Genomic DNA, 13,855 nt, shown 5'->3' with positions numbered 1-13,855 from the left:
CGCGAGCACGCGCACGACGCTTTCGAGATCGTCCTCCATCTGCGCGGGCAGGTCCGGCCGCGCGACGCGGAAATCCTCGAAGTCGGCCGCGGAAAACGCCAGCATCTCGCCGGCGCCGTTATTGCGGAAGTAGTCGGTGCCGTCGTGGTACTTGACGCTCTTCGTCCAGTTCACGAAGTCTTCCTTCTCCGCGTTCGGCTTCTGCGTGAACAGGTTGTACGCGATCCGGATCGTCATCTCGCCCGCGTCGTGCAGCTTGCGGATCACTTCGTAATCGTCGGGATAATTCTGCGAACCGCCGCCCGCGTCGATCACGCCCGTCACGCCCAGCCGGTTCAGCTCGCGCATGAAATGGCGCGTCGAGTTGTACTGATACTCGAACGGCAGCTTCGGCCCCTTCGCGAGCGTCGCGTAGAGGATCGTCGCGTTCGGGTTCGCGAGCAGCAGGCCGGTCGGGTTGCCCGCCGCATCGCGCAGGATGGTCCCGCCCGGCGGCTCCGGCGTGTCCTTCGTGTAGCCGACCACCCGCAGCGCCGCCGCGTTCAGCAACGCGCGATCGTACAGGTGCAGGATGAACACGGGCGTGTCCGGCGCGACTGCATTGAGTTCGTCGATCGTCGGCAGCCGCTTCTCCACGAACTGGTGTTCGGTGAAGCCGCCGACCACGCGCACCCACTGCGGCGCGGGCGTGATCGCGACCTGCTGCTTGAGCATCTCCATCGCGAGCGCGAGCGACGGCACGCCGTCCCAGCGCAGTTCCATGTTGTAGTTCAGGCCGCCGCGAATCACGTGGCAGTGGTTGTCGATCAGGCCCGGCAGCACGCCGCGGCCGCCGAGATCGACCACCTTCGTCGCGCGGCTCGCGAGCGGCATGATCTCCGCATTGCCGCCGACCGCGACGAAGCGGCCGTCCTTGATCGCGACGGCGGTCGCGATCGGGTTCGCACGATCGAGCGTCGTGATGCGCCCGCTGTGCAGGATCAGATCGGGTTGAGTATCGGTTGCGCTCATTGACATCTCCTCGATGCGTTCAGAAGCCGAGCCAGTGACGAACCGGCGCGATGGCCTGCACGCCGACCAGCATGCCGGCGAGACCCACCAGCGCGATCAGCGGCGGCGCAGGCGAACGCACCTTGATCACGCTGTACACGACGCCGATCAGCACGCCGGCGCCCAATGAAATTAGATAAGATTCCATAACGATTTTCCTCCCGGCCGGATTAGAATGATCCGCATCGCATCGGCCGCATGCCGCGCCGCCCTCGCATCCGTTTCGCTTCCCTGCCATCCGCTCCGACCATGCAACACCTTCCTGATCTCGAAGCCTGGGCCATCTTCGCGCGCGTCGCGGAGACGGGTTCGTTCGCGAAAGCCGCCGAGCAGCTCGGCGTCTCGCAACCCACCGTGTCGAAAGCGATCGCGCGCCTCGAAAAACGCCTCGGCGCGATGCTGCTGTACCGCACGTCGCGCAAGCTGTCGCTCACGCCGACCGGCGAACTGCTGCGCGACCGCGCGATCCGCCTGCTCGCCGATGCGGAACTGATCGAAAGCGAGGCCACCGCGCAAGCGCTCGAACCGCACGGCCTCGTGCGCGTGAACGCGCCGATGTCGTTCGGGCTGCACCATCTGTCGCCGGTGTTGCCCACGTTTCTCGAGCGCTATCCGCGCGTCGACATCGATCTCGTGCTCACCGATCACATCGTCGACATCGTATCGGGCGGCTTCGACGTCGCGATCCGCATCGCCGAGCTGAGCGATTCGACGCTGCGCTCGCGTCGCCTCTGCGCGGTGCGCCGGCCGCTCGTCGCGGCGCCCGCGTATCTCGACCGGCGCGGCCGCCCCACGCATCCGCGCGACATCGAACAGCACGTGTGCCTCACGTATACGAACCTGCCGACACCCGAGCACTGGCGCTTCCGCCATTCGGCATCCGGCGAGGATGTCGGCGTGAACGTGCACGGCCGCATTCGCACGAACAATGCGGACGTGATCCTCCCCGCCCTCGTCGGCGGTCACGGCCTCGCGCTGCAGCCCGAGTTCCTGGTGTGGGACGAACTGCAGCGCGGCGCGCTCGAGGAAGTGATGAGCGACTGGAAGATCGCCGACATCAACGTGAACCTCGTCACGCCGCCCGGCATGCTGCGCGCCGCGCGCGTGACGGTGCTGCTCGATTTCCTCGCCGAACATTTCTCGCGCGCGCCGTGGGCGCTGCCCGCCGCCTGACCGCGCGACGGCCGACGGCACGCGATCGCCGCGGCAACCGTCGCGGCAATCGCGGCCGGCAGCGCGTTACTTCGCGGGCACGGCCGGAATCGACTCGTGCGGCGTCGCGGTACGCTGCGGCGCCTTGTGGACCATCGTGTACGCGTAATCGACGCCCATCCCGTACGCGCCCGAATGCTCCTTCGCGATCGCCATCACCGCGTCGTACGAATCGCGGCGCGCCCAGTCGCGCTGCCATTCGAGCAGCACCTGCTGCCACGTGACCGGCACCACGCCGGCCTGCACCATGCGCTGCATCGCGAAGTCGTGCGCAGCCTGCGTCGTGCCGCCCGATGCATCGGCGACCATGTAGATCTCGTAGTCGCCTTCGAGCATCGCGCACAGCGCGAACGTCGTGTTGCAGACTTCGGTCCACAGGCCCGACACCACCACCTTCTTGCGGCCGTTCGCGGCAAGCGCGTCGCGCACCTTCTGGTCGTCCCACGAGTTCATCGACGTGCGTTCGAGCGTCTTCTGGTTCGGGAACACGTCGAGCAGCTCGGGATACGTGTGGCCCGAGAAGCTGTCGCTTTCGACCGTCGTGATCGTGGTCGGGATGTTAAAGACCTTCGCGGCCTTCGCGAGCCCGACGACGTTGTTCTTCAGCGTCTGCCGATCGATCGACTGCACGCCGAACGCCATCTGCGGCTGCTGGTCGATGAAGATCAGCTGGCTGTTCTGCGGCGTCAGTACTTCAAGTTTCGGGTTGCTCATGGCGGATGGGTCCTGTGAACGGAAAATAGGCGGCTGCCTCGACCGTGAAAGCGGGAGGCGCCCGGAATGCGTCGGCGCCGGATCGTCATCATCCGGGCTGAAACATTTAAGCCGCAAACGCGCGGCGCGAACACCCAAGGAATGGAATCGATCCGATTCCCGAATGGACGTCCGTTCGGGACTGCCCGCCCTTTTTTTCTTCACGTAAACCCGATACGCTTTCAGGACTTTGACGGTGCCGTTCCGGTGCCGCTCGGCCATCACGAGGCGCACCACCATGAAACCGTATGTCCTGTCGCTGCTCGCCGGCATCCTCGCCGGCGTCATCTACGGCGCGATCGGCGTGAACTCGCCCGCGCCGCCGGTCATCGCGCTCGTCGGCCTGCTCGGCATGCTGGCCGGCGAACAGATCCTGCCCGTCGCGCGGCGCATGCTGTCCGGCCATCGGCTGAACACCGCATGGCGCGACGCGAAGTGCAGCCAGCACATGTTCGGCGCGTTGCCGGGCGGCGCCGCGAACGACCGCAAGCCTTCTTGATCCACTCCATCGCCGCCCGCCACGCATGACCAACGTCGAGCTGTTCCATTACCTGTTGCTGTTGATCTGCGGCGCGGGCGCGCTCACCTGGCTCGCCGAGCGAATCTCGATTCCGCCGGCCGTCGTGCTGCTGCTCGGCGGCTGCGTGGTCGCCGTCGCCGGCAAGCGCGTGCCCGACATGGACCCGGCGCTGCTGCTCGCGGCCGTGCTGCCTCCGCTCCTGATGTCGAGCGGGTTCTACACCGCGTGGAAGGAATTCCGGCAGGAGCTCGCATCGATCGCGTCGCTCGCGCTCGGGGCCGTGGCGTTCACGACCGTCGCGGTCGCGCTCGCGGTGCATGCGGCGAATCCCGCGCTGCCGTGGGCCGCATGCTTCACGCTCGGTGCGATCGTGTCGCCGCCCGACGCGGTCGCCGCGAAGGCGATCCTCCAGCGCCACCCGCTGCCCGCGCGGCTCGTCGCGGTGCTGGAAGGCGAAAGCCTCGTCAACGATGCGTCGGGCCTGCTGCTGTACCAGATGGCCGTGTCGGCCGCGCTCGCCGTATCGATCACGGCGGCGAGCGCGACCGGCCTGTTCTTCTCGCTCACGCTGATCGGCATCGCGGTCGGCCTCGCATGCGGCCATGCGATGTGCTGGGTGCTGCAACGCCTGCGCGAGCCGATGCTCGGCATCGTCGTGACGTTCGCGATGGCATGGGGCAGCTACGGGATCGCGGAAGCCGTGCACGGCTCCGGCGTGCTGTCGGTCGTCACCTGCGGCCTCGTGCTCGGCGTGCGCCAGCATCGCGTGTTCGGCGCCGACATGCGGATCAAGGCGAAGGCGACGTGGGAAGCGATCGTGTTCGTGCTCGACGCGCTCGTGTTCATCCTGATCGGCCTCGCGCTGCACGCGATCCTCGCGGGCGTGAACCACGAAGGCGCGGTGCTGACGGCCGGCCTGCGGGTCGCGCTGCCGGCGACGGCCGCCGCGATCGGCACGCGCATCGTGTGGGTGTTCGTCGCGATGTGGCTGCCGGGCCGCCTGCGTGCACGGCGCGCGGGCCACGCGGCGTGGTCGTGGCGCGAAGCCGTCGTGCTCGGCTGGTCGGGCATGCGCGGCGTCGTGAGCCTCGCGGCCGCGATCGCGCTGCCGGCCAACTTCCCGGGCCGCGACCTGATCCTGTTCAGCACGTTCCTGCTGATCATCGCGACGCTCGTCGTGCAGGGCGGCACGCTCGCGCCGCTGATCCGTGCACTGAAACTGCGTCCGGCCGCGCGCCGCACGATGTCCGAACACGCGGTGCGCGCGCACACGTTCGGCGCGGCGCTTGCCGAGCTCGACGCGCGCGAGCAGCGCGGCGCCGGCCTCGAACGCGCATCGCTCGACCGGCTGCTGACCGAATACCGCAGCCGCGTCGCGTTCAACGAACGCGCGCATCGCGACGGTGCGGAGCCCGCGGACGTGCGCGCGCGGATGCTGCGCGTGGAGCTCGAGCTGGTCGGCGTGTCGCGCGACGCGCTGCTCGGCCTGCATCGCGAGGGCCGGGTCGACGACGCGGTGCTGCACCGCATAGAATCCGAACTGGATTTCGAGGAGCTGCGGCTGCAGCGCCTGCTCGAACCCTGACGTCCGGCCTGCCCGGCAGGCCCGTCCCCTTTCCCCACCTGGAATTTCAATGAGCGAACTCACCGTCGAAGCGAGCATCGGCCCGGTCGATTACCTCGTCCACTTCACCGACGGCGTCCACCAGTGGCGCGCCGACGAACCCGCGTCGCTCGGCGGCGGCGATACGGCGCCGACGCCCGTCGCGCTGCTGCTGTCGAGTCTCGGCGCGTGTACCGCGATCACGCTGAAGATGTATGCGCAACGCAAAGGCTGGCCGCTCGACGAAGTGCACGTGAAGCTCGCGCACGAATCGGGCAGCGCGGGGAGCACGATCGTGCGCCGCATCACGCTCGACGGCGACCTGACCGGCGAGCAGCGCGAACGCCTGCTGCAGATCGCGAACGCGTGCCCGGTGCACAAGATCCTCACGCATCCGATCGCGATCGACACGGCGATCGCCTGAGCGCCTTCCGTCACCGCCCCGCCACGAGATTCCCGCCATGTCCGCCTCGATCAAGACCCTGCTCACGCCGCGCGAAAGCGATATCGGCAACCTCGTCGTGCGCCGCGTGCTGCCAGCACGCGCCGCGCGCCTCGTCGGCCCGTTCATCTTCTTCGACGAGATGGGCCCGGCCGTGTTGCCGGCCGGCCGCGGCATCGACGTGCTGCCGCATCCGCACATCGGGCTCGCGACCGTCACCTACCTGTTCGACGGCTCGCTGATGCATCACGACAGCCTCGGCTTCCGGCAGAAGATCGTGCCGGGCGACGTGAACTGGATGACGGCCGGCCGCGGCATCGTGCATTCGGAGCGCTCGCCCGACGAGGATCGACCGCGCGAGCAGCCCGTGCACGGCATCCAGACCTGGGTCGCGCTGCCGGTCGAGCATGAAGACACCGCGCCCGCGTTCGTTCACCATGCGGCCGACACGCTGCCGTCGTTCACGCGCGACGGCGTGACGGTGCGCGTGATCGCGGGCACCGCGTTCGGGCGCGCGTCGCCGGTCGCCGTGTTCTCGCCGACGCTCTATGCGTATGCGGCATTCGCGCCGGGCGGGCAGCTCGCGCTCGATGCGGAGCACGACGAACGCGGCGTGTATCTCGTCGACGGCGACCTGTGCATCGACGGCACGCCGCTCGCCCCGGCGACGATGGCCGTGCTCGAACCGGGCGCCACCGTCGCGCTGGCGAGTACGAACGGCGCACGCGTGATGCTGCTCGGCGGCGCGCACCTGCCGGGCGAGCGTTTCATCGAATGGAATTTCGTGTCGAGCGAACGCGCGAAGATCGATGCGGCGCGCGCCGCGTGGGCCGATCAGACGTTCGGCAAGGTGCCGGGCGAAGAAGACGAATGGACCCGCCAGCCGGAACGCAAGACGCAGTAGGCGGGTTCGCCCGACGAAGCCACGACGGCCGGCGATCATGCCGGCCGTCGTACGTTTACCGCTTCAATCCCATCAGCTTCGCGAGCGTCGGCCAGCGATCGAGCGACGCGTCGAACGCGCGGCGCGCCTGCTCGTCGACATAGCGCTCGGGATCGAGCGCGGGCAGATGCCGCGCGAGGCCGATCACGTCGTTCGGTTGCGACAGGCGATCGTCGTCGCCTTCGCCGGAAATCGTTACTGTTCGTCGATCCATACGCCGTCCGGAGTTTTCACCGCGTAACCCGCGGCGGTCTGCATCGTCACCGTGCCCTCGTTCTCGCCGATCATCCGCGTGCGCGGCAAATCGGTCGCGTATTGCGCGAGCGTCGCACCCGGCTTGAACGGACTGTTCGACACGAGATTCGACAGCAACTGCGCGAGCGCGACGAAGCTGGTCGGCTGCTCGATCACGGTCGTCGCGCCGTGGTTGCCGGCGAAGCCGACGAGCCGCACGCCGACCGGCCCGTGCACGATGCGCGGCGTCGGAATCTCGCGCAGCCCCGCGACCTGGTTCTTGTCGCCGCGCAACGCGGCGCCGTGCTCGGGCACGAACACGATCACCGCGCGGCGGCCCGATTGCGCGATCAGGTCGGCGAGACGGTCGAAGTCGGTCATCAGCTTCGTCGCGCGCTGCGGATACGAGTCGATGCTCGTCAGCGCGCTGCCGACGACGCGGTTGCCGTCGTGCAGGCTGATCGTGTTGTAGTACAGCGCGACGGGCCCCGGCACCGCCGCACGCTGCGCGTACCAGTTCGCGAGCGTGGAGTAGTCGTCCTTGATCGCCGAGCCGTCGAACGCATGCATCGCGACCGGCGCGGCCGCGTTCGAGATCATCGGCGCATCGGCCACGCCGATGTTGTCGTGGATCACCTGCAGGAAGTTGTCGAAATGGCCGTCGTGGTTCAGCAGCGACTGCACCGTGTAGCCGGCGCCCGCCAGTTGCGAGAACAGATGGCACTGCTGCGGCGCGCTCTTGTACAGGTCCGCATGCGCTTCCTGCCCGCAACTCGCGCGCAGCACGCGGATCGCCGCCGGGCCGCTGTAGCTCGCGGCCGTGCTGAAGTTGGTGAACAGGTAGTCGAAGTGGCTCAGCATCGGATGGTTGCGCACCTTCGCCGCATCGAGGTCGTCCCACGACAGCGAGCAGATGTGCAGCACGATCACGTCGAACTGCGCGGCCGGATCGCTGCCGAGATGGCCGAACGCGACCTGCCGCTGCGACTCCTGCGCACGGAACGTCGCGAGCGCCGCGTTGTGGTCCTCGGGCTGGTCGACGCGCGTGGCGCCCGCCGCGTTCGCTTGCGGCTGCGCCGGTACGGCGACGCGCGCCATCAGGCCGCTGCCGGCCTGCCACAGCGGCATCACGACCAGCACGGCCACCACGAACGTCGCGACGCGCAGCCAGCGATTGACGATGAAATAGATGATCAGCACGCCGACGATCGTCAGCGCCAGCACGGGCGGCAACAGGCGCGGCAGCAGCTCCATCCAGTAGTCGAGGCGGAACGTGCTGACTTCGCGCGCGGCCTCCGCGAGACGGGCGAGCGGCGGCGCATGCAGTTCGCGCGCGAGCAGCGGCACCGCGATCGCGATCGCCACGACCTGCCGGACGATGCGCCACGCGCGCGACCGGATCGGCGCGCTCGCCACGAGCGCCACCGCGAACGCGAGGTTCGCGAGCCAGAACGGCTGCAGGCGCCCGGTCGCGAACAGCGCGAACTTCAGGATGAAATACAGATTCCAGAACGTCATCTAACCCACTCCATGATGCGCGCCGCGTCAGTCGCGCGCGCGATCGAGTTTCGGCGCAAGCATGGCCTGCACGCCGCGCGCCGCACCCTTCCACATTCGTACATAGCCGTCCAGCCCGATCCGCAGCACTTCCTTGAGCCCGCCGAGCGGCGTGTCGGGCCGCGCGCTTTCGTGCCAGTCGAGCCACGCATCCGCGCGGCCGAACGTGCATTGCACGAGCTGGCGTTCCTGCTCGAGCGTCAGCTCCTCGAAGCTCACGCCGACATGGGTCGGCGTCGCACGGGTCACGCGCACCGGGAACGGAAACGCGCGGTCGCCGCGCGTCACGCACACCGTCAGCGTGTCGCCGACGGCGAGCGGCAGCCCCGGCACCGCTTCGAGCCCGAGGCCGCCGGTCGAATAGTCGCTCGTGAAGCACGCGGCGGTCGAGCCGTCGGCGAGCAGCAGCATCGCCGGCACGCGCATCGCGATCCGGTGCGTGACGCGCACCTGCTTGGTCTCGCGCGCGACGGCCAGCGCCGCACCGAGCATCGCGAGGTTGTAGACGGTCCAGCCGAGCGTGATCAGGATCGTCGACGCCTCGTCGCCCTGATCGGCCACGAGCCGCCACAGGCCGGCGACGATCGCGAGCACGTTCAACGCGAACAGCACGAGATACGGCTTCGACGTCGACCAGTCGACGTAGCCTTCGTCGATCTTGCCGCCCTTGTCGGTCACGTTGAACTTGCCGTGCTTCGGGCTGAAGAACGCGACCGTGGTCGGCAACGCGATGTACCACGCGAGCACCGATTCGTAGACCTCGGCCCAGAACGAATGACGGTAGCGTCCCTGCATCCGCGAGTTCGCGACGTTCGCGAGCACGAGGTACGGGATCACGTAGCTCGCGAGCGCGAACGACGACGCGTTGATGAAGTACAGGTGGAAGAACAGGTACGCGAGCGGGATCGTCAGGAACACCAGCCGCGGAATCCCGTAGAAGAAATGCAGCATCGCGTTGCCGTAGCAGATCCGCTGGATGAACCCGAGCCCGCGCCCGAGGAACGGGTTGTCGATACGGAAGATCTGCGCCATCCCGCGCGCCCAGCGCGTGCGCTGCTTCACGTGGCCGGCGAGGCTTTCGGTCGCGAGGCCGGCCGCCTGCACGGTCGGCAGGTACGCCGACGTATAGCCGCGCCGATGCAGCTTGAGCGCCGTGTGCGCGTCCTCGGTCACCGTCTCGACCGCGACGCCGCCGACCTCCTCCAGCGCGCTGCGCTTGAGCACCGCGCACGATCCGCAGAAGAACGTCGCGTTCCACAGGTCGTTGCCCGACTGCACGAGGCCGTAGAACAGGTTGCCCTCGTTCGGGACCTCGCGGAACGTGCCGAGATTGCGCTCGAACGGATCGGGCGAGAAGAAATGGTGCGGCGTCTGCACGAGCGCGCATTTCGGGTCGCGCAGGAACACGCCCATCGTCGTCTGCAGGAACGAGCGCGTCGGCACGTGATCGCAGTCGAAGATCGCGATGTAGTCGCCGTGCGTCTTCGGCAGCGCGCGGTTGATGTTGCCGGCCTTCGCGTGAAGGTTGTCGTCGCGCGTCAGGTAGTCGATGCCGGCCTCGGCCGCGAAGGCCGCGAACTCGGGGCGCCGGCCGTCGTCGAGCAGGTACACGCGCAGCTTCGCGCTCGGCCAGTCGATGCTCTGCGCGGCGAACACGGTCGGCTTCACGACCGACAGCGGCTCGTTGTAGGTCGGGATATAGACGTCGACGGTCGGCCAGGTGTCCGGATCGTCGGGCAGCGGCACGATCGGCCGGTCGAGCGGCCACGCGGTCTGCACGAAGCCGAGCAGCAGGATCATCCACGTATAGGCTTCGGCGCCGTACAGCAGGTAGCCGGCGACGGCTTCGACCGGGCTGCGGAAGTCGAGCGTCTGCGTCGTGCGCCACCACACGTAGCGCAGCGTGGCCAGCAGCGCGAGCGACGCGAGCGCGAGGGTCGGCAGATGGCCCGGCAGGCGGCGCAGCGCGAGCGCGAGCACCGCGACGATCGCGAAGAACGCGAACTGCGCGCCGGGCATCAGCGGCGACATTCCGGCCGCGGCCCACAGCACCGCGCCGGCGACGAGCAGCAGCGGCGCGAGCCAGCGACGTCGGCCGACGCCGTTCGCGCGCGCATCGAGCCAGCCGCCCCAGCGCGCCCACGGCAGACGCTCGAGCATCGCGTTGACGCGCCGGCCGACCGCACGCGCGGCCACGTAGACAGGCACGACGAACGTGTCGAACCACGCGAGCGGATCGCGCGCGGGCCGGCCGTCGGCCGCACGCGGCGCGCGCACGATCGCGCGCCACAGCCATTCGCGCACGCTGAGCGGCTGCAGCACGCCCCAGTCGTGCGCGAGCCGCAGGAACGCGACGCGCACCCAGCGGCGCACATGATCGGGCCGGCCGGGGGGCGGCGCGTGGAAGAACAGCCGCACGAACCAGTCCACCCGCGTGCGTTGCGCCGGCAGCCCGATGCCGCGCGCGCACCAGTCTGCCGCGCGCCGGCCGAACGCGCGCAGTCGCGACGCGAGCGCGGCCTTCATCGCGCGGCTCCCGCGCGGCCGGCGACGGCCGCCGTCAGCCACGTGTCGACCCAGTTCGCGACGCCGTTCAGGTCGTGCGACGCCTGCGAGTACGGCGCATCGTCGAAGATCCAGCTGCCGCGCGCGAGCGCTTCGGGCATCGCCGCGTCGACGTGGATGCGCTGCTCGAGCATCGACGCCGGCCCCGCGACCGCGCGCAGCATCGCCAGCGCGTCGCGCTGCATGTCGCGCGCCGGGTTCAGCCGGTTCACGACGATCCGCAGTTCGCCGCGGCCGGCCCGCAGCGCGCCGAGCCGCGCGGCCGTCGTCGCGCAGGCGACCGGCTCCGGCGGCACGACGACGAGCGTCAGGTCCGCGCGGCGAATCGCCTGCTCGGCCTGCGGCGACGGATAGCGCGCTGTGTCGACCAGCACGACGCCGTCGGCCGGCAGCGCGACCTCGTCGAGCGCGCGCGACAGCCAGGCCGGATCGGCGACGAGCCGCGCATCGCACGCGGCGGCGCCGGCCGCATCGACCTGCCCGTACGGCACGAACAGCACGCCGTCGGCGTTGCGCCACGTATGCGCGTGCCACGGTTCGGCGCCGCCCAGCAGGCTGTGCGCGAGACCGTGTTCGGCCACCGTATCGAGGCCGAGCGTCGCGCCCATCAGGTTCTGTGCATCGAATTCGACGGCAACGACCGGCCGGCCGCGGCGCGCGAGCAGCACCGCGAGCGCGGCGGCCAGCGTCGTGCGGCCCGCGCCGCCTGCCGTCGACGTGAGGGCGATCGTCTTCATCGTGCCGCCTTGCTGTCGCGGTTATCGCGGTTATCGCGGTTATCGCGCTTGTCGCCTTCTTCGCCGCCGGCACCCGGCAACAGGCGGCCGCGCAGCGCGACCGGCACGAGTTCGCACGGCACCGCGTCGCGCCGGTCGATGCCGCGCGGCGCGTGGAAGCCGCGGCCGATGCCGAGGTGCTGCGCGACGATCCACACCGGCACCGCAATCACGATACCGACGATGAAGCCGATGACGAGTTCGCCGATCATGCGTTCTCCTGCTTGCGCAGCGGCATCGCGCTGCGGACGGCGCCGCGCGCACGCGCGGCGGGAATGACGGGCTCCGGTGCAGACGCGTCGACGGCATCGGCGGCGGCGGAATCGGACGCCCGCGGTGTGCCGATCGCGTCGAGCGTGACGACGGTATCGATCGCCTCGATCGCATCGCTCACCTCGCTCGCGTCGGGCAGCGCCGCGCCGGCGTCGACTTCGACGTGCGCGGGCGCGGCGCGTGCGGCGTGCGCCGGCTGCGTCGCCGCGAACAGGTCGCTGTAGTCGGCGATCGGCGCGCGCCGGTTCTCGGCCTTCAGCGCATCGAGCTCGGTGTCGATGCTGCCCTGGCCGAGGCATACGACGCGATCGGACAGCGTATCGACCGGCACGTCGAAGATCCGCGCGAGCGCATCGTCGGCGTCGACCGGCTCGCACGCGAACAGGAACACGAACAGGTGCCCCGCATCGGCCGTCACGACGTCGCCCGCGCGGCGCGGCCGGCAGTGCCGCAGCGCGTCGACGTGCGACACGCCCGGCAACAGCGTGAGCTTCGCGAGCGTGTGCGGCAGCGCAAGCACCGCGCCGCGGTCGAGCACCGCGCGAATCCGCAGGCAGAACGCACCGACCGGCAGATAGCCGAGCACCGAATCGCCGAGCGCGGCCGCGAGCGCCGCACGATAGTCGGCCGCGACGGGCCGCGCGTAGAGCTGGCCGTGCAACGCGTGCACGGCCGCCTGCATCCGCGAGACGGGCAGGTCGCGCGCGACGACCCGGTTCGCGCCGACGCTCAGCACGAGCATCTCGAACTGCTGGCGCAGCACCTCGCCACGCTCGACGACCGCGATCTTCAGCGCGCCGCCGCACTGCCGGCGCAGTGCGTGCACGTCCGCGCACAGCGCTTCGAGCTGCGCGTGCGAGCGGAACACGAGCACCGCGGTCGCGGCCTGCGCGGTCGCGCACGCGGCGACGACGGCCGCGTTGTCGTCGACGATCTCCCAGCCGTCCGGCACGCGGCTCACGCCGTCGAGCACCGCGCGGCTGACCACCACGCGATCCTCGTCGCTCGCCAGCTTCATCCGGCGGGCCGGTTCGATCGCGCCGCCATCGACGCTCGCCGACAGCCGGCCGCCCGGCGCAAAGCGCAGCGGCCGCACCTCGCCGGCCGCGAGCGTGTCGCCCGCGCGCCAGAAATCGACCACCCACAGCAGCTCGCCGTGGGTGCGCTGCAACTGCGCGACGCCCGAGCAGATCCCGTGGAAGCCGCTGCGCGGCGTACGATCCGCGTCGCGCACGAGCGGCGCATCGTCGGTGCGCGCGTCGTCGCCCGCCCGGGTCGCTTCGGGGTCGAGCAGCAGCACGAGCGCGATCCGGCGCGTGCGGCACCAGTCGGCCAGCGCGTGCGCTTCATCCGCGAGCGCGACCGGATCGTCCCAGCTGAACCAGCGCTGCGCACCTTCGACGAAATACAGCGAACGGGCATGCAGCCCGTAGCGCTTCATCGCGCGCAACCCGCCGGTCAGCCGCGCGAACGGGCCCGGCGCCGCGCCGCGCGGCGCAGCGGCGGTCACGCCGGCGTCGGCACCGGCCTCGGCCGGCTCGGCCGCCGGCGGCATCGCCAGCACGTTCAGGTTGCGCGGCCAGCCGGCCGGCTGCGCGCCGCCCGCGAAGCCGAGCGATTCCATGTGCGCGGCGACGCGCACCGGATCGCGCGCGAGCACGATCGTGACGTCGCGCGTGCGCGCCTGGCGCGCGCTTTCCCACACGAGCGCGTCGCATCCCGGCGTGCCGCCGGCCGCGTAGATCGCGTAAAGACCGCCGGCCTCCAGTTGCGTCCACGTATCGGGCAGGCCGTCGATCGCGAGCCGGCTCAATGCGCCGGCGCTGCTGCGCGCCGATCCCGAGCGCAGCAGCGCGCGCAGGCGGTCGACCAGGCCGGTGGCGCCGGGCGCGTGGCGGGTGGCATCGAATTCCGTATTCACGCGTTC

14 protein-coding genes are annotated in these 13,855 nt (G+C 70.0%); 5 read left to right on the top strand and 9 right to left on the bottom strand.

The annotated features are described in order from the left end of the window. Both A9Z05_RS05395 and A9Z05_RS05390 read right to left on the bottom strand, forming a co-directional pair. Positions 1-1,011 (bottom strand): amidohydrolase family protein (locus A9Z05_RS05395; RefSeq protein WP_141723357.1); only part of this gene is annotated, 1,011 nt, incomplete at its 3' end. 19 nt (positions 1,012-1,030) lie between these two features. Then, positions 1,031-1,198, bottom strand: coding sequence for a DUF1427 family protein (locus A9Z05_RS05390; RefSeq protein WP_069617194.1), 168 nt, complete (start codon positions 1,196-1,198; stop codon positions 1,031-1,033). Between the two features lie 101 nt (positions 1,199-1,299). Here A9Z05_RS05390 and A9Z05_RS05385 point away from each other — a divergent pair, with 101 nt between their 5' ends. Then, positions 1,300-2,223, top strand: a complete 924-nt coding sequence (locus A9Z05_RS05385) for a LysR family transcriptional regulator (protein WP_069617193.1) — start codon at positions 1,300-1,302, stop codon at positions 2,221-2,223. Positions 2,224-2,289: 66 nt separating this feature from the next. Here A9Z05_RS05385 and A9Z05_RS05380 read toward each other — a convergent pair whose 3' ends face one another. After that, a complete protein-coding gene (locus A9Z05_RS05380; RefSeq protein ID WP_059837139.1) occupies positions 2,290-2,976 on the bottom strand; it encodes a hydrolase in 687 nt (228 codons plus the stop codon). 277 nt (positions 2,977-3,253) lie between these two features. Here A9Z05_RS05380 and A9Z05_RS05375 point away from each other — a divergent pair, with 277 nt between their 5' ends. From A9Z05_RS05375 to A9Z05_RS05360, 4 genes are read left to right on the top strand one after another with little or no spacing between them, the layout of a single operon-like run. Next, complete coding sequence (locus A9Z05_RS05375; protein WP_050018056.1) at positions 3,254-3,514, top strand: XapX domain-containing protein; 261 nt, start codon at positions 3,254-3,256, stop codon at positions 3,512-3,514. A gap of 25 nt (positions 3,515-3,539) precedes the next feature. Next, positions 3,540-5,120 (top strand): sodium:proton antiporter, encoded by a 1,581-nt coding sequence (locus tag A9Z05_RS05370; RefSeq protein ID WP_069617192.1) that lies wholly within the window; start codon positions 3,540-3,542, stop codon positions 5,118-5,120. Positions 5,121-5,169: 49 nt separating this feature from the next. Then, a complete protein-coding gene (locus A9Z05_RS05365; protein ID WP_069617191.1) occupies positions 5,170-5,562 on the top strand; it encodes an OsmC family protein in 393 nt (130 codons plus the stop codon). Between the two features lie 37 nt (positions 5,563-5,599). Continuing rightward, complete coding sequence (locus A9Z05_RS05360; protein ID WP_069617190.1) at positions 5,600-6,484, top strand: pirin family protein; 885 nt, start codon at positions 5,600-5,602, stop codon at positions 6,482-6,484. A 55-nt stretch (positions 6,485-6,539) separates the two neighbouring features. Here the strand turns inward: A9Z05_RS05360 and A9Z05_RS05355 are convergent, their stop codons facing one another. From A9Z05_RS05355 to bcsE, 6 genes are read right to left on the bottom strand one after another with little or no spacing between them, the layout of a single operon-like run. After that, positions 6,540-6,737 carry a hypothetical protein gene (locus tag A9Z05_RS05355; RefSeq protein WP_069617189.1) on the bottom strand — a complete coding sequence of 66 codons (198 nt, stop codon included), beginning with the start codon at positions 6,735-6,737 and terminating at the stop codon, positions 6,540-6,542. Beyond that, positions 6,719-8,275, bottom strand: a complete 1,557-nt coding sequence (gene bcsG / locus A9Z05_RS05350) for a cellulose biosynthesis protein BcsG (protein ID WP_069617188.1) — start codon at positions 8,273-8,275, stop codon at positions 6,719-6,721. The genes A9Z05_RS05355 and bcsG overlap by 19 nt, the downstream gene beginning before the upstream one ends. Before the next feature lie 27 nt (positions 8,276-8,302). Next, positions 8,303-10,840: a UDP-forming cellulose synthase catalytic subunit gene (gene bcsA, locus A9Z05_RS05345; RefSeq protein WP_069617210.1), complete on the bottom strand. Its 2,538-nt coding sequence runs from the start codon at positions 10,838-10,840 to the stop codon at positions 8,303-8,305. Next, positions 10,837-11,616, bottom strand: coding sequence for a cellulose biosynthesis protein BcsQ (gene bcsQ, locus A9Z05_RS05340; RefSeq protein ID WP_069617187.1), 780 nt, complete (start codon positions 11,614-11,616; stop codon positions 10,837-10,839). Before bcsQ ends, bcsA begins: the two co-directional genes overlap by 4 nt. Further along, a complete protein-coding gene (locus A9Z05_RS05335) occupies positions 11,613-11,867 on the bottom strand; it encodes a hypothetical protein (protein ID WP_069617186.1) in 255 nt (84 codons plus the stop codon). Before A9Z05_RS05335 ends, bcsQ begins: the two co-directional genes overlap by 4 nt. After that, positions 11,864-13,849, bottom strand: coding sequence for a cellulose biosynthesis protein BcsE (gene bcsE, locus A9Z05_RS05330; protein ID WP_069617185.1), 1,986 nt, complete (start codon positions 13,847-13,849; stop codon positions 11,864-11,866). Before bcsE ends, A9Z05_RS05335 begins: the two co-directional genes overlap by 4 nt. Between the last annotated feature and the right edge of the window lie 6 nt (positions 13,850-13,855).

This window comes from Burkholderia sp. A2, from assembly GCF_001729305.1.
GTDB lineage: Bacteria > Pseudomonadota > Gammaproteobacteria > Burkholderiales > Burkholderiaceae > Burkholderia > Burkholderia sola.
The sequence above is the reverse complement of the archived record's forward strand: the minus strand, read 5'-3'. Positions and strand labels throughout refer to the sequence as shown.

Excerpts from the sequence above, each read along its gene's own strand:
- A9Z05_RS05365 (WP_069617191.1), top strand. The coding sequence starts at position 5,170 with ATGAGCGAACTCACCGTCGAAGCGAGCATCGGCCCGGTCGATTACCTC.
- A9Z05_RS05385 (WP_069617193.1), top strand. The coding sequence starts at position 1,300 with ATGCAACACCTTCCTGATCTCGAAGCCTGGGCCATCTTCGCGCGCGTC.
- A9Z05_RS05380 (WP_059837139.1), bottom strand. The coding sequence starts at position 2,976 with ATGAGCAACCCGAAACTTGAAGTACTGACGCCGCAGAACAGCCAGCTG.
- A9Z05_RS05360 (WP_069617190.1), top strand. The coding sequence starts at position 5,600 with ATGTCCGCCTCGATCAAGACCCTGCTCACGCCGCGCGAAAGCGATATC.
- A9Z05_RS05370 (WP_069617192.1), top strand. The coding sequence starts at position 3,540 with ATGACCAACGTCGAGCTGTTCCATTACCTGTTGCTGTTGATCTGCGGC.
- A9Z05_RS05335 (WP_069617186.1), bottom strand. The coding sequence starts at position 11,867 with ATGATCGGCGAACTCGTCATCGGCTTCATCGTCGGTATCGTGATTGCG.
- bcsQ (WP_069617187.1), bottom strand. The coding sequence starts at position 11,616 with ATGAAGACGATCGCCCTCACGTCGACGGCAGGCGGCGCGGGCCGCACG.
- A9Z05_RS05375 (WP_050018056.1), top strand. The coding sequence starts at position 3,254 with ATGAAACCGTATGTCCTGTCGCTGCTCGCCGGCATCCTCGCCGGCGTC.
- bcsA (WP_069617210.1), bottom strand. The coding sequence starts at position 10,840 with ATGAAGGCCGCGCTCGCGTCGCGACTGCGCGCGTTCGGCCGGCGCGCG.
- A9Z05_RS05390 (WP_069617194.1), bottom strand. The coding sequence starts at position 1,198 with ATGGAATCTTATCTAATTTCATTGGGCGCCGGCGTGCTGATCGGCGTC.
- A9Z05_RS05355 (WP_069617189.1), bottom strand. The coding sequence starts at position 6,737 with ATGGATCGACGAACAGTAACGATTTCCGGCGAAGGCGACGACGATCGC.
- bcsG (WP_069617188.1), bottom strand. The coding sequence starts at position 8,275 with ATGACGTTCTGGAATCTGTATTTCATCCTGAAGTTCGCGCTGTTCGCG.